Source organism: Enterobacter asburiae (genome assembly GCA_011754535.1).
Taxonomy (GTDB): domain Bacteria; phylum Pseudomonadota; class Gammaproteobacteria; order Enterobacterales; family Enterobacteriaceae; genus Enterobacter; species Enterobacter cloacae_N.
Map to the genome: position 1 here is coordinate 1,281,705 of JAAQVN010000001.1, position 25,232 is coordinate 1,306,936.

The 25,232-nt window shown below is 55.1% G+C and carries 25 protein-coding genes; 9 read left to right on the forward strand and 16 right to left on the reverse strand.

The genetic code is table 11. The features are described from left to right. The first annotated feature begins 2 nt into the window (after window positions 1-2). Window positions 3-3,137, forward strand: coding sequence for an efflux RND transporter permease subunit (locus tag HBM95_05930; GenBank protein NIH42477.1), 3,135 nt, complete (start codon window positions 3-5; stop codon window positions 3,135-3,137). On the opposite strand, the gene HBM95_05935 is transcribed toward HBM95_05930, so the two are convergent. Continuing rightward, window positions 3,088-4,209, reverse strand: coding sequence for a glutamate--cysteine ligase (locus HBM95_05935; protein ID NIH42478.1), 1,122 nt, complete (start codon window positions 4,207-4,209; stop codon window positions 3,088-3,090). The genes HBM95_05930 and HBM95_05935 overlap by 50 nt on opposite strands. Window positions 4,210-4,313: 104 nt before the next feature. Here HBM95_05935 and HBM95_05940 point away from each other — a divergent pair, with 104 nt between their 5' ends. After that, a complete protein-coding gene (locus tag HBM95_05940; protein NIH42479.1) occupies window positions 4,314-5,204 on the forward strand; it encodes an oxidoreductase in 891 nt (296 codons plus the stop codon). On the opposite strand, the gene HBM95_05945 is transcribed toward HBM95_05940, so the two are convergent. Next, the gene (locus HBM95_05945) at window positions 5,201-5,995 is read right to left on the reverse strand and encodes an AraC family transcriptional regulator (protein ID NIH42480.1); all 795 of its coding nucleotides are present in this window, start codon (window positions 5,993-5,995) and stop codon (window positions 5,201-5,203) included. The genes HBM95_05940 and HBM95_05945 overlap by 4 nt on opposite strands. 76 nt (window positions 5,996-6,071) lie before the next feature. Between HBM95_05945 and HBM95_05950 the strand changes: the two genes are divergently transcribed. Genes HBM95_05950 through HBM95_05960 form a run of 3 tightly spaced genes read left to right on the forward strand, consistent with a single transcriptional unit; the run spans window position 6,072 to window position 9,119 of the window. After that, on the forward strand, window positions 6,072-8,048 hold the full coding sequence (locus HBM95_05950; protein ID NIH42481.1) for an FUSC family protein: 1,977 nt from the start codon (window positions 6,072-6,074) through the stop codon (window positions 8,046-8,048). Next, on the forward strand, window positions 8,041-8,256 hold the full coding sequence (locus HBM95_05955) for a DUF1656 domain-containing protein (GenBank protein ID NIH42482.1): 216 nt from the start codon (window positions 8,041-8,043) through the stop codon (window positions 8,254-8,256). Before HBM95_05950 ends, HBM95_05955 begins: the two co-directional genes overlap by 8 nt. Then, the gene (locus HBM95_05960) at window positions 8,253-9,119 is read left to right on the forward strand and encodes an HlyD family secretion protein (protein ID NIH42483.1); all 867 of its coding nucleotides are present in this window, start codon (window positions 8,253-8,255) and stop codon (window positions 9,117-9,119) included. Before HBM95_05955 ends, HBM95_05960 begins: the two co-directional genes overlap by 4 nt. A gap of 5 nt (window positions 9,120-9,124) precedes the next feature. Here the strand turns inward: HBM95_05960 and HBM95_05965 are convergent, their stop codons facing one another. Together HBM95_05965 and HBM95_05970 are read right to left on the reverse strand one after the other, a co-directional pair. Beyond that, window positions 9,125-9,550: a VOC family protein gene (locus HBM95_05965; GenBank protein ID NIH42484.1), complete on the reverse strand. Its 426-nt coding sequence runs from the start codon at window positions 9,548-9,550 to the stop codon at window positions 9,125-9,127. A gap of 85 nt (window positions 9,551-9,635) precedes the next feature. Next, on the reverse strand, window positions 9,636-9,998 hold the full coding sequence (locus HBM95_05970) for a helix-turn-helix domain-containing protein (GenBank protein ID NIH42485.1): 363 nt from the start codon (window positions 9,996-9,998) through the stop codon (window positions 9,636-9,638). 171 nt (window positions 9,999-10,169) lie between these two features. Between HBM95_05970 and HBM95_05975 the strand changes: the two genes are divergently transcribed. Continuing rightward, window positions 10,170-12,176: an ATP-binding protein gene (locus HBM95_05975; GenBank protein NIH42486.1), complete on the forward strand. Its 2,007-nt coding sequence runs from the start codon at window positions 10,170-10,172 to the stop codon at window positions 12,174-12,176. A 223-nt stretch (window positions 12,177-12,399) separates the two neighbouring features. Here the strand turns inward: HBM95_05975 and HBM95_05980 are convergent, their stop codons facing one another. Together HBM95_05980 and HBM95_05985 are read right to left on the reverse strand one after the other, a co-directional pair. Further along, window positions 12,400-12,855 carry a hypothetical protein gene (locus HBM95_05980; protein NIH42487.1) on the reverse strand — a complete coding sequence of 152 codons (456 nt, stop codon included), beginning with the start codon at window positions 12,853-12,855 and terminating at the stop codon, window positions 12,400-12,402. A 438-nt stretch (window positions 12,856-13,293) separates the two neighbouring features. Then, window positions 13,294-14,178 (reverse strand): LysR family transcriptional regulator, encoded by an 885-nt coding sequence (locus tag HBM95_05985; GenBank protein ID NIH42488.1) that lies wholly within the window; start codon window positions 14,176-14,178, stop codon window positions 13,294-13,296. Window positions 14,179-14,298: 120 nt separating this feature from the next. Between HBM95_05985 and gstA the strand changes: the two genes are divergently transcribed. Continuing rightward, a complete protein-coding gene (gene gstA / locus HBM95_05990; GenBank protein NIH42489.1) occupies window positions 14,299-14,904 on the forward strand; it encodes a glutathione transferase GstA in 606 nt (201 codons plus the stop codon). On the opposite strand, the gene HBM95_05995 is transcribed toward gstA, so the two are convergent. From HBM95_05995 to HBM95_06035, 9 genes are all read right to left on the reverse strand, one after another. Then, window positions 14,898-15,911 (reverse strand): acyl-CoA--6-aminopenicillanic acid acyl-transferase, encoded by a 1,014-nt coding sequence (locus tag HBM95_05995; GenBank protein NIH42490.1) that lies wholly within the window; start codon window positions 15,909-15,911, stop codon window positions 14,898-14,900. The two genes, gstA and HBM95_05995, sit on opposite strands and share 7 nt — an antisense overlap. Before the next feature lie 21 nt (window positions 15,912-15,932). Further along, window positions 15,933-16,655 (reverse strand): glutamine ABC transporter ATP-binding protein GlnQ, encoded by a 723-nt coding sequence (glnQ, locus tag HBM95_06000; GenBank protein NIH42491.1) that lies wholly within the window; start codon window positions 16,653-16,655, stop codon window positions 15,933-15,935. Window positions 16,656-16,657: 2 nt separating this feature from the next. Then, window positions 16,658-17,314, reverse strand: a complete 657-nt coding sequence (gene glnP, locus HBM95_06005; GenBank protein ID NIH42492.1) for a glutamine ABC transporter permease GlnP — start codon at window positions 17,312-17,314, stop codon at window positions 16,658-16,660. 51 nt (window positions 17,315-17,365) lie between these two features. Then, window positions 17,366-18,118: a glutamine ABC transporter substrate-binding protein GlnH gene (gene glnH / locus HBM95_06010; protein NIH42493.1), complete on the reverse strand. Its 753-nt coding sequence runs from the start codon at window positions 18,116-18,118 to the stop codon at window positions 17,366-17,368. Between the two features lie 125 nt (window positions 18,119-18,243). After that, window positions 18,244-18,795: a carboxymuconolactone decarboxylase family protein gene (locus HBM95_06015; GenBank protein NIH42494.1), complete on the reverse strand. Its 552-nt coding sequence runs from the start codon at window positions 18,793-18,795 to the stop codon at window positions 18,244-18,246. Then, entirely contained in the window at window positions 18,795-20,123 is a 1,329-nt protein-coding gene (locus HBM95_06020) for an aspartate aminotransferase family protein (protein NIH42495.1), read from the reverse strand. Before HBM95_06020 ends, HBM95_06015 begins: the two co-directional genes overlap by 1 nt. 128 nt (window positions 20,124-20,251) lie before the next feature. Continuing rightward, window positions 20,252-21,109 carry a MurR/RpiR family transcriptional regulator gene (locus HBM95_06025; GenBank protein NIH42496.1) on the reverse strand — a complete coding sequence of 286 codons (858 nt, stop codon included), beginning with the start codon at window positions 21,107-21,109 and terminating at the stop codon, window positions 20,252-20,254. 153 nt (window positions 21,110-21,262) lie between these two features. Beyond that, window positions 21,263-21,739 carry a GNAT family N-acetyltransferase gene (locus HBM95_06030; GenBank protein ID NIH42497.1) on the reverse strand — a complete coding sequence of 159 codons (477 nt, stop codon included), beginning with the start codon at window positions 21,737-21,739 and terminating at the stop codon, window positions 21,263-21,265. A gap of 15 nt (window positions 21,740-21,754) precedes the next feature. Continuing rightward, window positions 21,755-22,342 carry a hypothetical protein gene (locus HBM95_06035; protein ID NIH42498.1) on the reverse strand — a complete coding sequence of 196 codons (588 nt, stop codon included), beginning with the start codon at window positions 22,340-22,342 and terminating at the stop codon, window positions 21,755-21,757. Between the two features lie 613 nt (window positions 22,343-22,955). On the opposite strand from HBM95_06035, the gene HBM95_06040 reads away from it, so the two are divergent. Further along, window positions 22,956-23,774, forward strand: coding sequence for an AraC family transcriptional regulator (locus HBM95_06040; protein NIH42499.1), 819 nt, complete (start codon window positions 22,956-22,958; stop codon window positions 23,772-23,774). Between the two features lie 75 nt (window positions 23,775-23,849). Beyond that, window positions 23,850-24,212 (forward strand): cupin domain-containing protein, encoded by a 363-nt coding sequence (locus HBM95_06045; GenBank protein NIH42500.1) that lies wholly within the window; start codon window positions 23,850-23,852, stop codon window positions 24,210-24,212. Window positions 24,213-24,285: 73 nt separating this feature from the next. Here HBM95_06045 and HBM95_06050 read toward each other — a convergent pair whose 3' ends face one another. Then, window positions 24,286-25,170 (reverse strand): LysR family transcriptional regulator, encoded by an 885-nt coding sequence (locus HBM95_06050; GenBank protein ID NIH42501.1) that lies wholly within the window; start codon window positions 25,168-25,170, stop codon window positions 24,286-24,288. Between the last annotated feature and the right edge of the window lie 62 nt (window positions 25,171-25,232).

The following is a 25,232-nucleotide window of genomic DNA, read 5'->3' on the forward strand; positions in this document are numbered from 1 at the left end:
TCATGCTGACGTTTTTCATCAAACGCCCGCGCTTCGCGATGGTGATTGCGCTGGTCATCACCCTGGTGGGGGCCATCGCGCTGAAGATTATTCCGGTGGAGCAGTACCCGCAGATCGCGCCGCCGGTCGTGAACGTTTCTGCCAGCTGGCCGGGCGCCAGCTCGGCCGACGTGGCGGAGGCCATTGCCACGCCGCTGGAGACCCAGCTGAACGGCGTGGACCACATGCTCTACATGGAGTCCACCAGTTCGGACGAAGGCACCTACAGTCTGAACATTACCTTTGCGGCGGGCACCGATCCGGACCTCGCCGCCATCGACGTGCAGAACCGCGTGGCGCAGGCCGTGGCGCAGCTGCCGACCGAGGCGCAGCAAAACGGCGTGCAGGTGCGCAAGCGCGCCACCAACCTGATGATGGGGGTAAGCCTTTACTCACCGAATAACACCCATACGCCGCTTTTCGTCAGCAACTACGCCAGCACCCAGGTGCGCGAGGCGCTGGCTCGCCTGCCGGGCGTCGGGCAGGTGCAGATGTTTGGCGCGCGCGACTACAGCATGCGCATCTGGCTGCGTCCGGACCGCATGAACGCCCTGAACGTCACCACCGACGATGTGGCGCAGGCGCTGCGCGAGCAGAACGTGCAGGGGGCGGCAGGCCAGGTTGGCACGCCGCCGGTATTTAACGGCCAGCAGCAGACCCTGACCATCAACGGGCTGGGGCGCTTAAGCCAGGCCGAAGACTTTGCCGACATCATCATCCGCGCGGGCGAGATGGGCCAGCTGCTGCGCCTGAAGGACGTCGCCGCCATTGAGCTTGGCTCGCGCAGCTACAGCTCGGGCGCGCAGCTGAACGGGCACGACTCCGCCTACCTCGGCATCTACCCGACGCCGTCCGCCAACGCCCTGCGCGTGGCCGACTCGGTGCGCGCGGAGCTGGAGCGCCTCTCGACGCGCTTCCCGGACGACCTGGTCTACGAGGTGAAGTTCGACACCACTTCCTTTGTGGCCGCCACCATTAAAGAGATCGGCGTCTCGCTGGCGCTCACCATGCTGGCGGTGGTTATCGTCGTTTCCCTGTTCCTGCAAAGCTGGCGCGCGACGCTGATTGTCGCGCTCGCCATTCCGGTGTCGCTGGTGGGCACCTTCGCGCTGCTCTACGCGCTCGGCTACTCCGCCAACACCCTCAGCCTGTTCGCCATCATTCTGGCGCTGACCATGGTGGTGGATGACGCCATCGTGGTGGTGGAGAGCGTCGAAACGCTGATGGCGGAAGGGCAGAGCCGCACGGCGGCGACCGCGCTGGCCCTGCGCCAGATTGCCGGGCCGGTCATCGCGACGACGCTGGTGCTGCTGGCGGTGTTTGTGCCGGTTGCGCTCCTGCCGGGGATTGTCGGCGAGCTGTACCGCCAGTTCGCGGTGACACTCTCCACCGCCGTCACGCTCTCAAGCCTGGTGGCGCTGACCCTGACGCCCGCCCTGTGCGCGCTGCTGCTGCGCCCGCGCCCGGAGAAGCCTGCTGCGGTTTATCGCGCCTTTAATCGCGGGCTGGACGCCACGCGCGGTTTCTATACCCGCATCGTGCACGTCTTAAACCTGCGCCCGTGGCTGGCACTGCTGGCCACCGCATGCGCGGCGGTGGTAGTGGTGTTCAGCTTTATGTCGATGCCAAAAGGCTTCCTGCCGCAGGAGGATCAGGGCTACTTCTTCGCCAGCGTCCAGCTGCCGGAAGCGGCCTCGCTGGAGCGTACCGAAGCGGTGATGACCACGGCGCGCGAACTCATCGCCAAAAATCCGGCGGTGGAGGACGTGATTCAGGTCTCCGGGTTTAACATCCTCAACGGCACCAGCGCCTCTAACGGCGGGTTTATCTCCATCATGCTCAAAGACTGGAGCGAGCGTCCGCCGCTGGACGAGGTGATGGGGAGCCTGCAGCGCCAGTTGCTGGCCCTACCGGAAGCGACCATCATGACCTTCGCGCCACCGACGCTGCCGGGGCTGGGCAACGCCTCCGGCTTCGACCTGCGCATTCAGGCGCATGCGGGGCAGAGCCCGGCGGAGCTGGAGCGCGTGACGCGTGAGGTGCTGGCGAAAGCTAACCAGCATCCGCAGCTGAGCCGCGTGTTCACCACCTGGAGCAGCAATGTGCCGCAGCTGACGCTAACCGTTGACCGCGAGCGCGCCGCGCGCCTCGACGTGCCGGTATCACGAATCTTCAGCAGCCTGCAGACCGCCTTTGGCGGCACCCGCGCTGGGGATTTCAGCGTCAACAACCGCGTCTACCACGTGGTGATGCAAAACGAGATGCAGTGGCGCGAGCGCGCAGAGCAAATCAGCGAGCTGTTCGTGCGTAGCAACAGCGGCGAGCGGGTGCGCCTGAGCAATCTCGTCACCATCACGCCGAGCGTCGGCGCGCCGTTCCTGCAGCAGTACAACCAGTTCCCGTCCGTGTCGGTGAGCGGCTCGGCGGCGGCTGGGGTGAGCAGCAGCACCGCGATGGCGGCGATGGGCGAGATTCTGGCGGAGAATTTGCCTGCGGGGTACAACTACGCCTGGAGCGGCATGTCATATCAGGAGCAGCAGACCGGCAATCAGGCGATATGGATCGTGCTGGCGGCGGTGGTGATGGCGTGGCTGTTCCTCGTCGCCCAGTACGAAAGCTGGACGCTCCCGGCGAGCGTGATGCTCTCGGTGCTGTTCGCCCTCGGCGGGGCGCTGGTCTGGCTGTGGTTGGCGGGCTACGCCAATGACGTGTACGTGCAGATTGGCCTGGTATTGCTGATCGCGCTAGCGGCTAAAAACGCCATTCTTATCGTGGAGTTTGCCCGCGCGCGGCGCATGGACGGGATGGCGATTGTCGATGCCGCAAAGGAAGGGGCCTCGCGCCGCTTCCGCGCGGTGATGATGACCGCCGTGTCGTTCATTATCGGCGTCCTGCCCATGATGCTGGCGACCGGAGCGGGTGCCCAGAGCCGCCGCATCATCGGCACCACGGTGTTCAGCGGCATGCTGGTGGCGACCGTGGTGGGGATTGTGTTCATCCCCGCGCTGTTCGTGCTGTTCCAGCGCCTGCGCGAGTGGGGTCACGGCCTTACGGACTCGTCGCCCACAGCTCGCAGTGTTTCTGCACCAGAGAAATAAGCGAGCCGCCGTCGGCGATAAAGTCCCGCATGCGCTGTGCCTCGCTCTTGCCCTGCTTTAACAGCAGGGCGATTTCATTGATTGCGCTGGTCGCGCCGAGCTTCTCGGCCGACGGTGCAACCTGCTCCAGCAGCCACGCAATGTCTTCCGCTACGGTTTTGTGCTCGCCGGTGTGCACGTCCGTCAGGATCCCCTCCAGCCCGTAGCGACAGGCCTGAAAACGGTTAAAGCGGTAGAGCAGAAAATCCTTCTCCTGATGCTTATAAGGTCGTGCGGTTAACAGCCAGTGCGACGTCGCCTGAATAAGCCCGGCGATGTTAATCGCGTGGCCGAGCGTCAGCGGCGTATCCATCACCCGCACCTCCACAGTGCCGAAGTGCGGGCTGGGGCGGATGTCCCAGTGCAGATCCTTAATGCTGTCGATCATGCTGGTCGAACTCAGGCGGCGGAACAGCCCTTCGAACTCCTGCCAGCTGTTAACCCACGGCATCTGGCCGTTATCCGGGAACCCCGAAAAAATGTTCAGTCGCGACGAGGCGAATTTCGTGTCCGTGCCCTGCATATACGGCGAGGCTGCCGCCAGGGCAATAAAGTGCGGCACGAAGCGCGACAGGCCGTGCAGCAGGTAAATCGCGTCGTCCCCGGTCCGGCAGCCGACGTGCACGTGCTGGCCGAACACCGTTGCCTGCAAAATCAGATAGCCAAAGCGCTCCAGCGTGACGTTATAGCGCTCGTCGTCGCACACCTCCTGACGCTGCCACTTCTGGAAGGGGTGCGTCCCGCCGCCGCAAATCTGAATATGCTGCTCCGCCGCGGCGCGCAGAATGCTCTGCTGCATCACCGAGAACTGCGCCGCCGCCTGGTCGATGTTCTGGCACACGCCGGTGGCGATTTCGAGCATGCTTTCGGTAATGTCGTGTTTGACTTCGCCGCCTTTGATGTCGTCTTTGACGGCGGCGATAAGCGCGGAGGAGTCCTGGCTCAGATCGTAGCCCGGCGGGTTAACCACCTGCAGTTCGAGTTCGATGCCGAGGGTGAACGGTTCAGAGGATTTAAAATCAGGTAAAGGCATGGCGCACTCCGTTGTCTGTGAATGTTGAGTATAGACAACGGGTGTGGCGCGCTCGTCTCAGGGTGGTATAACTGATAGCAGGCTTAGCAAAAGGGGAGTGACTTATGTCTGACCATCCAACCATTGCGCTGATTGGTCCCGGTGCGATTGGCACCACCATTGCCGCTGTGTTGCATGACGCGGGCCGCACGCCGCTGCTGTGCGGACGCACCGCACATCCGGAATTACGTCTGCGCCACGACGAGGGTGAAACCGTGGTGCCCGGCCCGGTATTAACCGATCCGGCCGACATTACGCGCCCCGTCGATCTCGTTTTCGTGGCGGTAAAAACGACGCAAAATGCCGACAGCGCAGGATGGCTGCGGGCTCTGTGTGATGAAAACACCGTGGTCTGCGCGCTGCAAAACGGCGTGGAGCAAAAAGCCCAGCTTGAGCCGTGGGTTAACGGCGCAGCGGTGCTGCCGTCGGTAGTCTGGTTCCCGGCGCAGCGCGAGCCGGATGCCTCCGTCTGGCTGCGGGCGAAGCCGCGCCTGACGCTGCCGGACGTGCCGCAGGCGCAGCGGGTGGTGGAGGCGCTTCGCGATACGCGCTGCGCGGTTGAACTCTCGGCAGATTTCGCTACCGTCGCCTGGCGCAAGCTGCTACAAAACGCGGTCGCCGGGCTGATGGTGCTGGCCAACCGCCGCGCAGGGATGTTCAGGCGCGAGGATATTAGCGAGCTTGCGCTGGCCTATCTGCGCGAGGGGCTTGCCGTCGCCCGCGCCGAGGGGGCAAAGCTGGATGATGCGGTGGCGGAGGAGATTCTGGCGAACTTCCAGCGTGCGCCAGTTGATTTGGGCACGTCGATCCTTGCCGACCGTCAGGCGGATCGCCCGATGGAGTGGGATATCCGCAACGGCGTGATCCAGCGCTACGGCCGCAAGCACGGGATTGCGGTGCCCATCAGTGACGTGGTGGTGCCGCTGCTGGCGGCGGGGAGCGAGGGGCCGGGCTAACGGCCGCTGTTTTTCCGTTCGGCAAAGTAGTGGGCGGGCGTGCTGCCCATCGCTTTACGGAACATGGTGATAAACGCATTCACGGATTCGTACCCGAGCGTTGCCGCCACGTTCTGGACGGGCACGCCGCTTGCCAGCTCCCGCAGGGCAATAATCAAATGCAGCTGCTGGCGCCATCGCCCGAAGCTCAGCCCGGTCTCGCGCTGCATCAGGCGGGCAAACGAGCGCTCGCTGAGGGCAAGCCGTTTTGCCCACTCCTTCAGAGTGCTTCTGTCCTCCGGGCGGCTGACCAGCGCGTCGGCCATGGCGCGAATTTTCGGGTCAGTCGAGACCGGCAGGCTCAGCTTCTGCTGCGGCATGCTGGCGAGCTCGTCAAGCGTGACTCTGGTCAGCCTGGCGACGTGGCTGTCGGGAGGATAATCCACGCCTTCGCGCGTCAGACGATCGACCAGCTCCTTAATCAACGGCGAGATCGCCAGGGTGCAGCATCTCTCCGGCAGCGCCGCCGCGCCGGGCTCAATAAACAAATAGTTGAGATGCGCGTTCCAGGTCGCCCTGGCGCTGTGCGGGATCCCGCCGGGGATCCAGACGGCGCAGTCCGGCGGCACGATCCAGATGTCATTCTCCGCGTAACAGCTGACCGCACCGTATCGGGTAATAATCAGCTGGCCCTTGCGGTGGGTATGTACCGGCACTTCTGCGGCGTAATCCACGAAGTCCAGATGACGCGCCACGGCAGGGGAGGCGGTGGCGTCAGGGTCATACAGCGTATGAGCGAGTTGAGGTTTCACGATTCTGGCAACATTTAGGTATTTTTTGACAGAATAGAGTATTTAAGGGCGTCTGTAAGCCGGTAATAATCCCGGCATGAAAAACATCTTCTCTCATCCCGTGCGCCTGCCTGACGCGTTGCGAAACGACGCGGGCGCGCTGATCTACGCCGCGAAGAGCTTTGCCGCGGCGATGCTGGCTTATTACATTGCGCTCTCGATAGGCCTCGAACGTCCCTCGTGGGCAATTATTACGGTTTACATCGTGTCACAGACGTCAGTTGGGGCATCGCTGAGCCGAAGCCTCTACCGGCTGGCCGGTACCGTGGCGGGGGCCAGCGCAACCGTGCTGATTGTGCCCACCTTCGCGAATACGCCAGTCCTGTGTAGCGTGGTGCTGACGGGTTGGATCACGTTCTGCCTGTGGCTCTCCCTGCTGGAGCGCACGCCCCGGGCGTACGCCTTTGTGCTGGCCGGCTATACCGCGAGCCTGATTGGTTTTCCCGCGGTGTCCGATCCCGGCGGCATTTTTAACGTCGCCATTGTCCGCGTGCAGGAGATCGCTATCGGGATTTTCTGCGCGGCGCTGATTCACCGCTACGTGCTGCCCGCGCGCGTCTCGGGGCTGTTCAACGGGAAATTATCCCAGACGCTACAGGCCGCGCGCCAGCGGGTGGCTGATACCTTATCAGGTAAACCCGATGCGGCTTCCGCCCCTCTGCATCTGGCCCTGGCGCTGCAGTTCCTGCAGGGCATAAGCCACCATATTCCGTATGATTTTGCTCTTTCAGCTCCGGTGCGGCAGGCCAGAAAGGCGATCCACGATCGGCTGGCTCGGCTGGTTATCGTCAACTGTGAGCTTCACGATCGCCTGCCAGCGATCGGAACCCTGTCCACCGACGTGCAGGTATTGCTGAGCGACGTTCAGGCCTGGCTTGCCGTTGAAGGCGCCAGCAGCACGGCAGAGGCGCTGCGGCTCCGCTGTGCGCTTCTCGTCGATCGGTATGCCGCGCAGGCGCAGACCTTTGACGACGCGTTGCAGGTCAGTTTTATTCGCTACCTCTCGGAGGCCATCGCTCTTCTGCAGCAGTGCGAACGTCTTTCCGGGGCCATCCGCCATGCCAAACCCGTCGTTGGGGAGAGGCAAACCCGCGCGGCGAAAGGCTACGTTTTTCACCGCGATCCCCTCACCGCAGCCCGCACGGCGTTGGGGGCTTTCGCTATCATCCTGAGCGGCTGTCTGGTCTGGATCTTCTCAGCGTGGCCGGATGGCGGTACGGCGGTGTCTATCCTGGGGGTCTGCTGCACGCTGTTTGGCAGCTTCGACACTCCGGCACCCCACATCGTGAAATACATCGTTGGCTCGTTCTGGGGCGTGGTCATTAGCCTGTTCTACAGCTTTGCGCTGCTGCCGCTGGTGAGCGATTTCCCGGTGCTGGTGGCGGTGCTTGCCCCGGCGTATCTGCTGGCCGGGTCGCTTCAGGCGCGTCCGCCCACCACGTTTATGGCGATGGGTATTACCCTGACGCTGCCCATTCTGTGCGAGCTGGGGGCGCACTACAGCGGAGATTTCGCCGTTGCGGCTAACACCGCCATCGCGCTCTTTGCCGCCACTGGTTATGCCGTCATCAGCATGAGCCTGCTGCAAACCGTGCAGGCGGATGGCGCCATCACGCGTCTGCTGAACCTGTGCCAGCGCGACATTTGCCGCAGCCTGAAGGGCACGCTGCGGGTTGATGAAACGCACTGGATCAACCTGATGATGGACCGAACCGCCCTGTTGCTGCCGCGCCTGCAGCGCAGCGAGCGTGCGCCAGAGCAGGCGCTCGGTCGACTGCTGCACGCGCTGCGCCTGGGGCTTTCAGTCATGCATTTACGCCGCAGTGACGCACCGCCCGGCAGGGAGGTTGACGCGCTTTTTCATCGGATAAACGCCGCAGACCGCCACGCCTTACGCGAACGCATCGTTACCCTTATCGAACGCCATCTGCCTGCGGCAGATGAACATACGCGCCAGTTGGTCTTCAGGCTGGTGGATCTGCACTGTGCATTACGGGAGCCGGACCATGGTTAACGATCTCAATATCGGCGGGGTTTTTATTCCGGGGCTGCTGATGGTCGCCCTCGCGGCGCTGGTCTGCACGCTGGGCCTCGTCGCGCTTTTCTCTCTCAGCAGGCTCTACCGGCGCTTGCCGTTTCGCCCGCTGATGGATGTTTCCACCTGGATTGTCACCTTTTTCCTGCTGATGCAGGGCCTGACTGCGTTGGGGTTATTGTCATGAAATCACTGCTTTCTTTACTGGCTCGCTATGCGCTGACGTTAAGCGTCGTCGCGGCGGCCACGCTTCTGGCGTTTCTGATGTGGAAACACTATGCACATACGCCGTGGACCCGCGACGGCCGCGTGCGGGCGGACGTGGTGCAGATAGCGCCGGACGTCTCCGGGCCGGTCATCAGCGTGGCCGTGCGGGACAACCAGTGGGTGAACCGGGGCGATGTGCTCTACACCATCGATCCGCGCTGGCTGAAGCTGGCGGTGGTCAGCGCGCAGGCTGACGTCGAGTCGAAACGCCATGAAATGCTGATGCGCCAGGACGCGGCCCATCGCCGCACGCTGATTAAAAACGCTATTTCGAGCGAGGATTTGCAGCAAACCGGCAGCGCGGCGAACGTCGCGGCGGCCAATTATCACGGCGCGCTGGCCGCGCTGGATCTGGCAGAGCTTAATCTGGCGCACGCCACCGTCCGTGCGCCAGTTTCGGGGTACGTCACGCACCTGCGGCTTCGCCCTGGCGATTATGCGACAGCGGGGGAGACGAAGGTCGCCATCGTCGATGCCCACAGCTTCTGGGTGGTGGGGTACTTTGAAGAGACCAAGCTGCGCCATATCCGCGTCGGGGATGCCGCGCAGGTGGTGCTGATGGGGTACGAGCCGGTCATCACGGGTCACGTGGAGAGCATCGGACATGGGATCGGGGACAGCAACGATGAGACGGGCGGGCTGGGGCTGCCCGACGTCGAGCCCACCTTTAGCTGGGTCCGGCTGGCGCAGCGCGTGCCGGTGCGTATTCATATCGACAGGTTGCCGGAGGGGGTTGAGTTGGTGGCGGGGCTGTCGGCGAGCGTGGCGATAGATAAGGAGTGAAGCGACTATGCTTTGTCTACGAACATATCCGCTTCAGGAGAATAATGCTGACAAACGCATGCCAGCTTATGTCCGTCAGGATCGCGCAGATAGGCAACATAAAAGTCGGGGCCGTACGCGCTTCGTGTGCCTGGCTCGCCTTCATTCGTCCCTCCTGCAAGAAGGCCCGCAGCATGGAACCGTCTGACAAGGTCCGCGTTATCTGCACTGAATGCGAACATAGTCCCATTTCCCGCCGTTGCGCGATGCCCGTCAAAAGGAGGACAAATACAGAAGCTGAACCCCTCACCTGGATTATTTTCATCCCCCCACATTGCCCAGCTTTCAGTCCAGGCAGGCAGACGCGAGAAGCCCAGAACGTTAAAAACAGCGTCATAAAAGTTCACGGAGCGCTGAAAGTCGTTTGTACCTATAGTGATATAAGCCAGCATTTTAAGACCCCCGGTCTTCAATAGTCGATTTAACAGCCTTCTGCGTCCATTTACGGATTCAGCCGTGTACAAAACCTTTTTTTGATCATTTCCCCACAAATGCACTCACTGGTAAATCAAAACGCTTCGCCAGTCTACGCATATGATCCAGCGTTAACGTACGCTGTCCGTTGAGGATCCGACTCACCAGAGACTTCTTACCAATTTCGTTCTCGAAGTCGCTCTGAGTGAGTTGGTACTGATCCATCAGCGTTCGCAATAACGCAACGCCTGACGGAATGCTGGCAACACGCGCGTTAAATTCTGCAAACTCCGGAGACTCGTTTTCGTATTTATCGATCCTGGCGGTGAGCATCTCTACCAGCGGGCTATCGGGTTCGTGTTCTATCAGATACTCCACCAGCGCTAGCGCATCCTCGTAATCCTGGCGCGACGGGCTTGAGCCCAGGAAAGGGAGTACGTTGTCAGGTTGTTAACTGCTGCATAGTTCATTCGAACATACAACAGCGAATCCTTCAGAGCTGTCATGTATTTTAAATGAGAATTATCTTAATTCATTGGATTTATGTTTTTGAAAAGGATATAAAAGAGCTTACCACCATAACTGAAGATGAAAAAAATGGCTGAATCGATAAATGTATATCCCGGTAAACATACTTCTGTTAGAGAAGACCACTTTAGTCAGCAAGAAAAAGATATTATTAATGTTCTATCAAAAGAGTTTTACGTGACAAATGGTGGTGGGATAATAACACTCACCTCAAATAGTAAATATAAATATATATTATTACGCCCCACTGATATTTACATTGAAATGTTTAATCTCGATAGGGAAGTAATAGTTCTCTTTAGTGATTATACAAACTTTCAATCACGTACACTTGATGCTTTTGAACAGGCAGCGAAACAACTTTCATCTTTAAGAGTTGATAAAACATGTTATATTTTGATAAGTAAAGATCAAAATATAGAGGAGAACATTAGTGAACTTATAAAAAAAGAGCCTGAAACAGCAAATATAGTACCTTTTACATATGATGAAACGCAAAAAGCCAATTCAGATGGTTATTTCTTTAGGAATAGAGTTCAGAAATATTTATATAATAGAGATCTTTTCTCATTTGAAGCACCATTAAAAAGTGATTGGTTATTCTTTGGCAGAAATGAAGTTATATTATCCACCATCAATCGAATGAAAGGTGGTAATAACTCTGGTATTTTCGGACTGCGAAAAACTGGGAAAACATCTCTAATTAATGCCATATCTAGAAATCTACAAAAAAATGGTGAGATTGTTACAACAATAGATTGTCAAAGTCCATCTGTTAATAAAAGGAAATGGAACGAGGCTATATATTATGTATGCAAGAAAACGAAAGATGACAATTATCTTCAATCTTATCTTCCAGAAGAAAGTGAATTCACTGAGAAAAATTCTGCGGAAATTTTGGCTAGATTTGTAAGAGATGTTAACAAAGAAAAAGGGAAGAAGTTATTTTTGATTTTCGATGAGATTGAAAATATTTCAAGAATTACATCGCCAACGGAACACTGGAGTAAAGGTTCTGATTTTCTTTATTTTTGGCAATCAATGAGAACAGTTTTTCAGACTGTTGGTATAAATTTAGCCTATCTCATTGTTGGCACCAATCCTTCATGCATAGAAACACCTAGAATAGACAGTTCTGATAACCCGCTATTCAATCATTTCACTCCCACTTATCTTCCAGGGTTTGACATTCGTTCAACAAGAGACATGATAAGAAGAATTGGAAAAAGAATGGGGGTGAATTTTGAGGAGGCAATATATACTAACATTAATGAAGAATATGGTGGGCATCCATTTCTCATTCGTCAAGTTTGTAGCATTATTGCAAGAAGGACTTTTAGTCAAAAAAAACCTGTCAGTATAGGTAGGGTTTCTTATAGGGAAGCTGTGAAAGATTTTGGGGAGAATAGTTTTAATTACTTAGAAATGATTATAGGTGTATTAAAAGAACACTATAATGAAGAATATGAACTTCTCATTACTTTAGCAAATGAAGATAATGAAACGTTCAAGGAAAACTCCAGCAAAAAACAAAACTCATTGGCACACTTGTTAGGTTATGGCATCTTAGGAAAAGATAATGATAGCTATTATTTCATCATTGATTCTATGAGAAGTTATCTGTTAGAGATAAATAAATATAGAAAAATGGAAACAAGTATAGAGCAACGATGGGCTGAAATATCTGAAAGACGGAATGCAGTGGAGAAGAGACTAAGGACGATAATAAAAACAACTTTAAAAAGTATGTATGGAGAACAAATGGCGAAAGATGCAGTTCTTGATATATTAGGTAAAAACAGAAAGTCCGAGTATGTTTCTAAATTGTTTAATGAAATTTTTGATCCGAATCTATCAACAATTTACTTCGAAGATCTCAGGAAAATAATTTCTAAAGAGTGGGGATCTTTTGAGAATATATTTGAAACATCTAAAAAAGAAACTTTCGATTCTTTAGGTTTTATAAATAAGTATAGGTCAGATGCTCATGCGAAAGACATAACGCCAGATGAGTTTACTTTATTTAGACTAAGTATAGTGAAAATTGAAAATGATATAGCCCAATACTTTTCATAAAGGCGCCCCCTTTTTTTATTATTAAAAAAGGGGCTGATAACTTGTTTATAGCTAAAGTTATTTTTCGGAGGTACATAAGATATAACCTAACGATAATTATTGCTTATTAATTCAGTATGCCCATTCCTCATTTTTTACGGACATGTAACAAAAAAACTATTTTTAGCGTAGGGCCGAAATCCTACTTCTTTCTTAGCGGAATTCCGGCCTCCCATCACCCGCCTCAGTGAGCCGCGATATACGGCTCTTTCACAAACTCCGCCAGCAGCCAGACCATATCATGCAGAAGCCCGGTGAGTTCTTTCGCCACGCTCACAGGCAACGTCCCTCCCATTACCGCAAGCGTTAACGCCACGGCATAGTCCACCTGTAGCGTCGTCTCTTGCCAGCAGTCCGGCATACACGAGGTTATCTTTTCCCCCGCAATCAACTGTTCAACCAGGTACGAAGGAAGTTCGGCATCGCAGCGTTCCCGTAGTCGCTTAAGCGCAGCCAGCAATCGCTTACAGAGTGTGGCAGACGTTACTGCGTCGTCAGTTTCCACCAGCACGCTCACATAGGCGGTGCAGGCATCGGCCAGTTCGAAGAGATCCGCAGAATCGGGAAGTTGAAGGTGAAGAAGGTGATTAACAGCACTTTCCTCAGAAAGTGCGTAAGACAAGGTAGGTATAGTTGTCATGTAGTATTCCTTTTCAAAAATAATCCAGACCACCACATAAGTTCCTACGCTCATGGGTGGTAGCGCTGACGGAGGTAGGAATACCGCACATGACAAAGCGGCCAACCTTTCGGTTGCTCCGCCAGCGCGACCGTATTTTAACGGGATGAACGCTGTCGCGACAAAAATAATTGCCGAGTCATGTTAAACGGGTTCCTACGCCCGGTTACGGATGTGCCGCAACGCAGGCACTTTACGGCGGCGAAAAAGGGAAGGAAAGAGATAACCGTGTATTACATAAGGTTACTTGAAAGTTTGCGAGGTGGCTTCCAGAAGGGCATTGCCGGGTGGCGGCTACGCCTTACCCGGCCTACAAAACAGCCAACCAACCCGCGACACGAGCCGTAGGCCCGTGCAAGCGCAGCGCCGCCGGGCACAGTTTGCACCCGGGTTACTCCTTCACGCAGACCTTTTCATTTTGAGCAACCCTTCTAATAACGCCTGCGTCGCGCGGGAGGATTTGCCCGCCTGCGAACAAACCAGCCCAAATTCCCGGCACAGTGAAGGTGCTACGGGCACGACGCACAAGCCGCGTAATTCACCCGGCAGGGCGGATTCAGGTATAAGTGCGACGCCCATGCCTTCGCGTACCAGCAGGCAGGCGCTGATCCAGTCGCGGACGGTCACGCGCACGTCAGAAAGCTGCAAGCCTGCCTGTTCCATCAGGCTTTTTCCGTTGACGGCACAACCGCCCGTTGCGAGTACGAAGGGCTGGTCTGCCAGTTCCTCAAGGGTGATGCCCCGCGAATGCGCATAGCGAGCCTGACGGTGACTGGCTGGCAACACCGCGACCCACGCATCTTGCCCCAGGATTGCATCCGCGTGTCCGGGAATAGGGTTCATGACCACGCCCACATCAACCGTATCTGCCGCCAGCCACTCTTCGACTTCCTGATCCGTCCCTTCTAGTACGACCACCTCGATTTCAGGATGCAGGCGCTTAAAATCCCGCAGCAGTCCGGGCAAAAGCGTGGATGTCACAGAAGGGAAACTGGCAAGACGAATGCGCCCGCCACTCAGCCCACGGCTCTCATCCGCCAGCGCGCGGATGGCGTCCAGTCGCGCCAGCATGCTTCTTGCCTCTTTGACAACCCGCTCACCCAGGGCAGTCACGCCGATGTGGCGCCGCTCTCGCGTAAATACCGCAAATCCTAATGAGGCCTCTAACTGAGCGATCGCCTGGCTGGCGCCCGACTGCGTCATGCCGACCTTTTCAGCAGCACGCGAAATATTACTTGCGTCCGCCACGGCAACCACCAGGCGCCAGTGCAAAAGATTCATCATGGGTATCAGTAGTTCAGCTAATAGTTAATTTATGAATCATTAATTTTACAGTGAGAGCGGCTTTAAGCACAGTGTGGGCAAACCGAATCTTTTTCACTTAGCCGCTTTAACGGAGAGATTATGAAACTCTATTACGCCCCGGACACCTGTTCACTCTCACCCCATATCGTGCTTCGCGAACTGGCGATTGAGTTTGAACTGGTTAAAGTGGACAACAGGAGCAAGCTTACCGCTGACGGGCGCGACTTCCTGACCATCAACCCTAAAGGTTATGTCGCTGCGCTTGAACTGGATGACGGGAAAATACTGACCGAAGGGCCAGCCATTTTGCAGTACCTGGCAGACCTCAAGCCAGAAAGTGGGCTGGCACCGCGAGCAGACAGCTGGGAGCGAGTGCGGCTTCAGGAATGGCTAAACTTTATCACCAGCGAAATACACGCCGGATCGGCACCTCTTTTCAACCGCGTGCTGCCCGAAGAGGTCAAAACTATTTTTCGCGAGAAGCTGTTCAGGCGGTTCGATTTTCTTCAGGAGACGCTCTCCACTAGCGCTTATCTGATGGGAGCGTCATTCAGCGTGGCAGATGCCTATCTTTTCACCGTGCTTGGGTGGGCCAGGTTCTTCGCCATTGAGCTGAGCCCTTGGCCTGCGTTGCTGGCGTACAGGGAAAAAATCAGTGCCCGTCCAGCGGTGCAGGCCGCATTAGGTGCGGAAGCGACTCAGTAAGACTCAAAAGCGGGTTTTTGCCGATCGTGAGTGAATATCTGCCATTTTATTTCCGACGTGCTCAGGGTAAAGACGGCCGTGGCCAGCGTATTCTCTTCATCCGGGTCCTGTGGCGAGAGACGATAAATCGGGAGCGCGGGATCATGCTGGTCTGAAAGAATACCCAGTGCTGCCGCGCCATCGAGGTGAGATTGCGTCTTTAGCCAGGCGTTTAGCCGCTGCTGGCGTGACCGGGAGCTGTCAGTGATTACCTGCTCAACCGCATCAAGCTGAGGGTGGATAAGGTGATTAGCATGGGCGAAAACCTCCCGCAGCGGCATAACGGAACAGCCTGTTCCCGTAGACTCCACGCTAAACAGCCGGCTGTCTCCCATTTGTCCCACCGTATGGTGAAATGCACCGGCGCGTGGCTCGGTAGTCAGTATGGAAATGGCTTCATCCAGCGTGGCGGAATTCAGCGCGGCGCGGGCTAATACCTGACGCGGTATGCCGCGTGGACGGTGCAAAGCGCGTATGTTATTCACCGTATTCACCACGCCCTTTTCGTTTACGGCGAAGGTATGTCCGCAAATCGACCCTGGGTAGGCAAAACTGGTAAACGCCAGGCCGTCATCCGGGGTAATGCTGACGATGGCGCAGTCATGCCGAAGCTGCGGGAAACCGTCTTCATTATGCGCGATAATCAGCTCTCCCTCAGCGGTGCTTCCCGCTACCGTGGTACAGCCGTCAGAGGTCGAGCGCACCAGATCGCCGCGGCAATTCCAGGCAAAGACCTCATCAAACGGTGCTTCCAGACCCTCGGCTAATCCCTCCAGTTCCTGCCAGATAAGGGGATACTGAGACTGGACCAGCGAGCGCATGCTCCGGGTCTGTTCTGCGTCTTTCATGGCGGTAACGGTTTGCCACAACGCCGTTTGTGTCAGTTTTGCATGCCAAGCTTCGCGGCCGAACGCGCCAAGCGCCTGACCTACTGCAAAAGCGGAACCACGAATGTCTATTTTTTTCATAGTGTTATCATTCACTTCTGTTCAGGATACGTGTTGCAAAAATTCTTTCAGGCGTGGATTGCGACTGCTATTCAGCAGCATATCAGGTGGACCATCTTCGGCAATGGTGCCGCCATCAATAAAGATTAGCCGCGATGCCACATCGCGGGCGAAGCCGATTTCATGGGTCACAATCACCATGGTCATGCCTTCTTCGGCCAGCGAGCGCATAACTTTCAGTACCTCATGACGTAATTCGGGGTCCAGCGCTGAGGTCGGCTCATCGAACAGCATCATTTTCGGTTTCACCGCCAGGGCTCTGGCAATGGCCACGCGTTGCTGCTGACCGCCAGAGAGCTCTGATGGGTAGTGGCTGGCGCGTTCGCGTAAGCCAACGCGCTCCAGTAACGCGAGTGCCTGTTCCCGCGCGGCGGCTTTGCTCTGTTTGCGTACGCGAACCGGACCAAACATCACATTCTCCAGCGCCGTCAGATGGGGGAACAGATGGAACTGCTGAAACACCATCCCGGCTTCACGGCGGATATCACACTCGTTAGCGTGAGGATCGGTAAGATGCATTCCCGCTACCAGCAGCGTGCCGGAGGAAATTTCCTCCAGCTTATTAATGCAGCGCAGCAGCGTCGACTTACCCGATCCGGAAGGACCGATGATCACCACCACTTCGCCGGCGTCAATTTTTAAATTGATGTCGTGCAGCACCTGAGTGGCGCCGAAATTTTTCGACACTGCGCTAAACTCAACCATGCTCATAAAATATGGATCCTTTTCTCCAGTTGCTTCAGCAGGAAACTCAGGCACAGCGTCACCAGCAGGTAGATCATTGCCACGGCGGTCCAGACTTCCAGCGCGCGAAAATTACCGGCAATAATTTCTTGTCCCTGACGAGTCAATTCCGCCACACCAATCACAATAAACAGCGAGGTGTCTTTTATACTGATAATCCACTGATTACCTAACGCCGGGATCATACGGCGCAATGCCAGCGGCATAATGACATGCCATAGCGTGCTGCGTTGGGATAATCCCATTGCCAGGCTGGCCTCTCTAAATCCTTTATTAATTGAGAGGATCGCCCCTCGGGTGATTTCTGCAATATAGGCACCCGAGTTAATCACAATGGTCGTAATGGCCGCGGTTACCGGGTCGATATGAATCGGTAGCACCATGGGGAGTGCGAAGTAAATAAACATCACTTGCACCATAATAGGCGTTCCGCGGATTAACTCGACAAAGACTAACGAGACTGTCTTTGATATTTTCCCTCCGAGCGCCCGGCAGGTTCCCGCCAGCAGGCCAATAACAAAACCACCCAATAAACCTGATAGTGAAATAACCAGCGTCAGCTGTAGTCCTTGCAACAACAGCGGCAGGGACTCCCAAATATATTTACTGTCGAAATTCATCATGTTACCCGTTAAGATGCAACGAGGTCGGATCGCTCCGACCTGGCGGGATTATTTTGGCTGTTTAGCAAACCACTTCACGTAAATCTTGCTGTAAGTTCCGTCTGCACGTAACGCCTGCAGCGCTGCGTTGATCTTCGGCGTCAGACTGCTGTTTTTCTGCATCGCAAAGCCGTAGTGCTGCGGCAGAATGCTGTCAGTTTCGCCGGTTGATTTCACTTTTCCATCACCTGCCGTTTTTACGTAATAGAGCACGTTGGGGGAATCATGCACCACGGCGTCAAGGTTACCTGCCTGCAAATCAAGATAGGCGTTATCAATATTCGGGAATTCGACATAATTCGCCTTATATTTGCTTTTCATAAAGCTGGCCGCCGCCGTTCCCTGCTTTAATCCCACTTTCTTTCCTGCTAAATCGCTGAATTTAGTAATGGTATTGTCGCTGCTTTTAATCGCCATTAATAAATCAGCATCATAATAACCGTCGCTGAAATCGACGACCTGTTTACGCGCATCGGTTATCGTAATGCCCGCCATGGCGACATCCAGATTCCGTGATTGCAACCCCGGAATTAGCCCACCGAAGTCCATCGGGCGTAATTCGTAGCTGACATTCATTTTTTTAGCGATGGCATCCCACAAATCAATATCAAAGCCGACGTATTTATCGCCTTGTTTAAATTCAAAGGGGACAAACGCGGTATCAACGCCAACCGTTAATTTATCCTGCGCTTGTGCCACAAAACTGGCGGAGCAAGCGACCAGCGCTAACGTAACTTTTAATTTAGTCAATAATCCGGACATAATAACCCTCGGCGTCAGTGAAGTAGCGTGCATGAATGTCACCCGGCGAAATACATCGGCGGGGTGGGAAAATAAAACGTTGATATGCAGGGCGCACTTTCATGCGCCAAATTTAAAGCGAAAACTTAAGCGGGAATAATCTCATCCCAGGTGTCGGGTACCGGCGTCTGTGCGCCGTTCATAATCATTGAGAGAAAACTGTAATAACCATTGATTCCGATCAGATCCACCACGCCTTTCTCACCCCACAGCGCGATAGCGTGCTGCCAGGTGGTATCGCTGACCTTCTGCTGTTCATGTAACTCCTTACAAAAGTGATAAACCACCCATTCATCCGGCTGCAGATCCTCTGGAAGACGTTTTTCATTAATCGCCTGCACCGCCGCAGCAGAAATACCCTTCTCGCGCGCTATCGGTGCATGAATCGCCCACTCTACAGGCTGCGACCAGTGCCGCGCGGTCATCAAAATCGCCAGTTCCGACAGGCGCTGTCCCAGCGCGCTGCGATAACGCAGGTATTCTCCCATGCGTTGTGCATGGGCCATCAGCTCTGGGCTGCGCAGCAGCGGCTCGAAAGGGGGCAGCAGCGCACCGCGGGGCCCGTTGATTATCTCTTCGGCCAAAGTACGCTGTTGGTCGTCCCACTCATGCTCCGCCAGCGCCGGTAAACGATTGATCATAATCTGCTCGTCTCTTCGTGAATCACGGTGTTCAGCGTATCCACCACAAAGTCGAGCTGGCCAGGCGTGACAATAAACGGTGGCGCGATCAGGATATGGTCGCCATATTGCCCGTCAATTGTTCCCCCCATTGGATAGACCATCAGCCCACGTGACATACAGTTTGCTTTGATTGCTGCATGCAGCTTCAGGGCTGGATCGAAGGGGGTTTTGCTGGCTTTATCGCGTACCAGCTCAACGCCGGCAAACAAGCCGCGTCCACGCGTATCACCGACGTGCGGTAATTCCCCCAGTACCTCACGCAATGCGTTGTGCAGGTAAGCCCCCTGTTGCTTAACCGCCTGCAGCAAATTATCGCGCGCAATCACCTGCTGCACTGCCAGGGCTGCGGAAGCGGCGGTCGCGTGACAAATGTAGGTGTGCCCGTGCTGGAACAGACCGCTACCGGCCTGCAGGGCTGAGACAATCTTCTCGCTCGCTAATACTGCGCCAATCGGCTGATAGCCGCCTCCCAGCCCCTTCGCGATGGTCACCAAATCCGGCACCACATCATCCTGTTCAAACGCATGCAATGTGCCGGTGCGTCCCATGCCACACATGACTTCATCCGCGATATAGAGGATGCCGTATTTATCACACAGGTTGCGTACACCTTTAAGATAGCCCGGGGTAGGCGGGGTGGCGCCAGTGGTGGCCCCCACCACGGTTTCTGCACAGAAACCAATAATGGTGTCGGGACCGGCCTCAATAATGGCCTGCTCTAGCTCGTTGAGCAGACGCGTGGTGTATTGCTGCTGGGTTTCGTCTGCGCGGCGGTCGCGATACTCATTGCAGGCCGAAACGCGGATCACGTCGATCAACAAGGGAGCAAACTGGCGGCGGCGCCATTCGTTGCCTCCCACCGCGAGCGCCCCAAGGGTATTGCCATGATAGCTCTGTTTACGGGCGATAAATTTGGTGCGCGACGGCTGGCCGATCTCAACAAAATACTGACGCGCCAGCTTGAGTGCGGTTTCGACCGCTTCCGAACCGCCCGAAACGAAATAAGCATAGTTAAGATCGCCTGGCGCCGTACGCGTCAACTGTTCAGCAAGCTGTTCAACGGTGTCACTGGTAAAAAAACTGGTATGGGCATAGGCCAGTTGATCGATCTGGCGATGCATCGCAGCCAGCACGTCAGGATGCGCGTGACCTAAACAGGACACGGCGGCGCCACCGCAGGCATCCAGATACTGTTTTCCCTGTGCATCGAAAATGTACGCCCCTTGGGCGCGTACCGCCACGGCGGGCGTGTTGCGTAGACTGCGGTGAATAATATGGCTCATGCTGGTCCTGCTCCTGAATACGCTTTGCTAATGAAGCGCATCTTGCAGGATCCATTTGTATCACGTCAATTTCATTTTTGATTCAAATGCATTCTGTTTTCTTATGCCAGATGCATATGAATTATTTTTCAGGGTTTTCCGGGCACCACATAGGCGCCAGAGTTATTAAGATAGCGTTCAGCATTTTCGATTTTATTCACTGCGTCCCGACCATGGCGCGCGACCAGCATCGCCAGTAAACACTCGGCGAGCCCCATGCCAGACACCACGGAAGGGAAAAACGACGGGCTGTCGATAGAGAACAGCAGCGTGCAGTCGGCGGCCTGTGCTAATGGCGAGACGGGAGAATCCGTGATGGCGACGATTGTCGCGCCCGCCTGCTGAGCCGCGCGCAGGACATCGAGTGACTCACGTGAATATGGCGCAAAGCTGGTGAGTAACAGGCAATCTTGTGCTGTTAATTCGCGGGTGAATACCTCGATATTGCTCGCCAGCCCATCAATGAGCGAGACTTGCCGATTGAACAGTCGATAGACATAAAACAGCGACCAGGCGATAGGGAAACTGGCCCGGAAGCCGCAAATATAGACATTCTCGGCCGCGTCCAACAGTGATACCGCCTGCTCCATAGCCTGATGGTTTTCATGCTGTGTAAAAGCCAAATTTCTCTGATGCGCCTGAAATACCTCTTCATACAGCTGCGGCTGAGTGCCTTTGGCGATCAGCTTCTCGGCTTTGGAGACATATGTATCATTGCGCAGCCCGAGTTCATCAATGAAAGCGTCCTTGAGTTCACCCCAGCCGTTGTAGCCCAATCGCTGCGCCAACCGCAGCAACGTGGCGGGTTTTACACCGGCTTCACTGGCGAAGGCACGCATTGATAGCACAACCAGTTGATTGGTATTCTGTAGCGAGAACTCGGCAGCACGCTGTAATTCTGCAGACAACTCGCTGAATGTACTGACAATATTTTCCCTTGGATTCATAGCAAATAGTCCCGCTCTTTAAGGTTAGCGCTGCTGTCGTTAGCGTACGTTCGATCTTCACAGACCGAACGGGTTCGCGTTGTCCCGGAAACGGATGATGAAAACACAGAGTCAATAAGTCAACGGGGAGCTGAACAGGGATTATCAGCCAGGCTATTTTTCATTCAAATAGATATCAGGCCGCGTAATCGTCCATGCATAGTTTTTTCTGTTTACGGGCTCGTAGCCAAATTTTTCATAGAGCCAGGGTGCAGTCGTGGTAAATAACATGATCCTGCGAAGCTGCTCAAACACAGGGTGATGATGTATGCATTCCATAACCCATCTTCCCAGCCCTTTGCCCTGATGTTCTTCAAGGATATAGACATCGCAAAGGTAGGCGAAGGTAGCATAATCTGTTATCAGACGCGCGAAACCAATCTGGTGTTCATTATGATAAAGGCCAAAGTTAAGACTGTTTTCTATGGAGGCAGAAACAATGTCCAGGTGAATGCCTTTTGCCCAGGTTGACCTCGTCAGATATTGATGAATAGCCTGTACATCAAGCTTTTCTCTGTCTGTACTCACCAGATAGTTATTCTTATAGCATTCGTATTTCTCTGAAACCTGATAGGGTTTTCTATGAAGCATAGCTTCGCTCCTCGCTCATTCCAGCCCTTCAATATTCAACTTAACCACTTTCAGCGTCCTTTTACGGATCCAGCCGCTCCCGGCCCGTATTGCCAGCCAGTAGGCTGCCATTTTGAGTTGAGTACGTTTGTCCGGACAATAGACGAAGGTTTCCGTACAGAGTTCATGTTGACCTGGGGCCAGTTCCGTTACCTGGTAGCGCAGCAGCAATGTCGCGCTACCCGGCGCGGCTGGCGACTGAAAAGCCATGGCGTCCAGTGCGTTTTCCAGACCGAAATTAGTCCGCCAGAATTGTCCTTTTAAGCCATAGCAGAGCTCAGATGCAGAGTTTTTCAACAGGGTAAAACTGTGCAGGCCAAAGTTGCTGATTGAGTCAGCCTGCTGATTACGTAGTAATTTTTGCGGTAATTGCCGTAAAGCCATCAGTCGACGAATCACGGCATCTTGCCGGACGTCAAAGTTTGCAATCAACGGCAGAATATTTTCAGGATGCGCGGTATGAATGACCGCTCGGTGTTTTTCATGAAACTGGAACTGGGGGAGAAAAGCGGGAACATCCTGCCACTGAGCAAGCGCTTTGCGGGTAACGAATCCGGGATTCAGCATTCCTCTTCCTTGTCATCCTTTGAGTCCTGCCAGAGTAACAGATGGTTTGCGGCAGACAATTACCAGGAAAACGTAGTACCGAAGCGTGCATCAGTAAGACCTTTACCGTTCCAGGATCCCGTCATTTGACAACAAAGGCTGACTTGCCGGGTGGCACTGCGTTTACCCGGCCAACAAAACCGTCAACCAACCCGCGACACGTAGGCCCGCGCAAGCGCAGCGCCGCCGGGCACAGTTTGCATCGCGGTTACTCCTTCACGCAGACCTTTTCATTTTGAGCAACCTGGGTGGGCCAGGTTCTTCGCCATTGAGCTGAGTCCCTGGCCTGCGTTGCTGGCGTACAGGGAAAAAATCAGTGCCCGTCCCGCAGGCCGCATTGCATGCGGAGGTGAAAGTCTAGTTCTGCGTATTCCGGCGCATGTATGAATGCCTGAAGCAGGAGGCAAGTGAGGATGTGGAATCAGGATACGTTAGCATACTGTCGCTCTGTATCTGATTATCTGGCTATTTTTACTGCATCTTGTTTCCCCGCATTGCCTGCAACAACTTTCCAAACTGCACCCGATGCGTTTATGGTGTTGCTTCACCCTCACAGGGCATCAGGTGTCATATGTCGAATGCAAAAGCCAATAAAGACTGGGTCAGACTGGCGCAACAACCCGGGAAAATAGAGCGCATAGAGGCGTATTTCAGCGGACATGGCTATGAGCCACATCGGCATGACACCTACGCGATAGGCAGAACCTTGTCCGGGGTGCAGAGCTTTCACTATCGGGGCAGTCAACAACACAGCCTTCCGGGCGGGACGATGGTTCTGCACCCGGACGAAGTGCATGACGGAGAGGCGGGGACGACTGAAGGATTTCAGTATCGGATGCTGTATATCGATCCGGCGTTAGTTCAGAAAATCCTGGGCGGAAAACCGCTGCCGTTTATTCCCGGCGGGATCTCATCCGATCCCCGGCTTTTTGCGGCGACCGAATCCTTGCTAAAAGCACCAGAAGAACCTGTCGATACGCTGGAAGAAGAGGATGCGCTTTACGATCTGGCCAACACGCTGGCCATGGTGGGAGGACAACGCTTTCGTCGATGCGCATTCGATTATCGTCGCGCAGAGCGTGCACGCGAATATATTCAAACAGAATTCAGCCAGGACATTACGCTCGACACGCTATCCGAGGTCAGCGGCAGGGATCGCTGGAGCCTGAGTCGGGATTTTCGTGCACTTTACGGAACAAGCCCGTATCGCTATGTGACGATGCGGCGTCTTGAATATTGCCGACGTTTGATTGAAAAAGGCCTGTCTCTTGCTGAAGCGGCCGTTGAGGCCGGGTTTTCTGACCAAAGTCATATGACTCGCCAGTTTATCAAAACGCTGGGGATCTCACCGGGACGCTGGCAGAAAATCATCCAAAACAGCCGCACCTGAGCTGCACAATCATTCAAGACCGGCGCAACGGCCTTACTCTATCCTGGACACTTCTCAACCATAGGGAGTGTCACCATGTATCAGCCCATTAATCTGGAAAATAAATTTTCCCTCTTCGACGCGCACTGGCAGCCGAAGGTCATCGCTCAGATGAATGACTACCAGTTTAAGATTGTGAAAATAGAGGGAGATTTTATATGGCACGCGCATCCTGAAACCGACGAAGCATTTATCGTGGTTGAGGGTGTGTTACGTATTGATTTTCGTGACGGGCACGTGCTCGTTAATCCGGGGGAATTGTACGTTGTGCCGAAAGGCGTTGAACATAAGACGTCTGCTGAAACGACGGTAAAAATGATGATGATAGAACCTTGCGGGGTTCTGAATACGGGACACGAAGGCGGGGATCGCACCGCAGAGAACGATGTCTGGATTTGACGACGAAGGCTGACTTGCCGGGTGGCGGCTGCGCCTTACCCGGCCAACAAACCCTCAAAACCCCTATAAGCCGCTATGATTCCTCGCTCATCATCGTCAAAAACCGCCTCACCGTCCGCGAGCGTTCAAAACGCCGCCAGCACAGCGCGATATCGGTATAAAGCGCCGGTGAGCTTAGCGCATGATAGGTCACATTCGGCGGTGAAATGGCCGCCATGGATTTCGGCACCAGCGCAAACCCGCCGCCGGCGGAGACCATGCTCAGGGACGACGAAAGCTGTGACGATTGCAGCGCGTGCTGCACGTCAATTCCGGCCCGCTCGCAGCAGCCGTGCACCCGGTCATACAGGCCCGGCGCGACCTCCTGCGGGAACAGCACCACCGGCGTACCCCGAAGCTGCTCTAACGCCAGCGAACCGCAAGCCGCCAGCGGATGGTCGCGATGCAGCGCCACCACCATCGGCTCCCGGTCGAGGATTTTAATTTCAAACATCTTACTGCTCTCGCACGGCAGGCGTACGAAGGCAATATCCAGTTCACCCTCCGCCAGCATCGTCGTCAGCGACGACATATTGGCCTCCACCTGGTGAACCTGCACCGCCATGTTCTGCACCTGAAACTGGCGAATCAGCGCGAAAATTTTGGGGTGAAAGGCATCTGAACTGGTGATCCCAATCGACAGATTGCCGTTCAGCCCGCGCGCGATGCCGCGGGCCTTTTCCAGCGCGGCATCGCTCAGCGCCAGGATCTTGCAGGCATCCTCATAGAACGCTTCTCCCGCCTCGGTCAGCTCCACGCCCCGCGTCAGGCGTCTGAACAGCGGCGTGCCGACTTCCTCTTCAAGCCGTTTGATCTGCTGACTCAGAGGAGGCTGTGAAATACCCAGCGCTTCGGCCGCCCGGGTGAAGTGTCGCTCGCGTGCAACCGCGACAAAATACCGCAGATAACGAAGTTCCATATCTAAAACGTCTCAAACCAGCATGGTTTCTATATTGGAACTCTCTGCTGAATCGGGTCAAC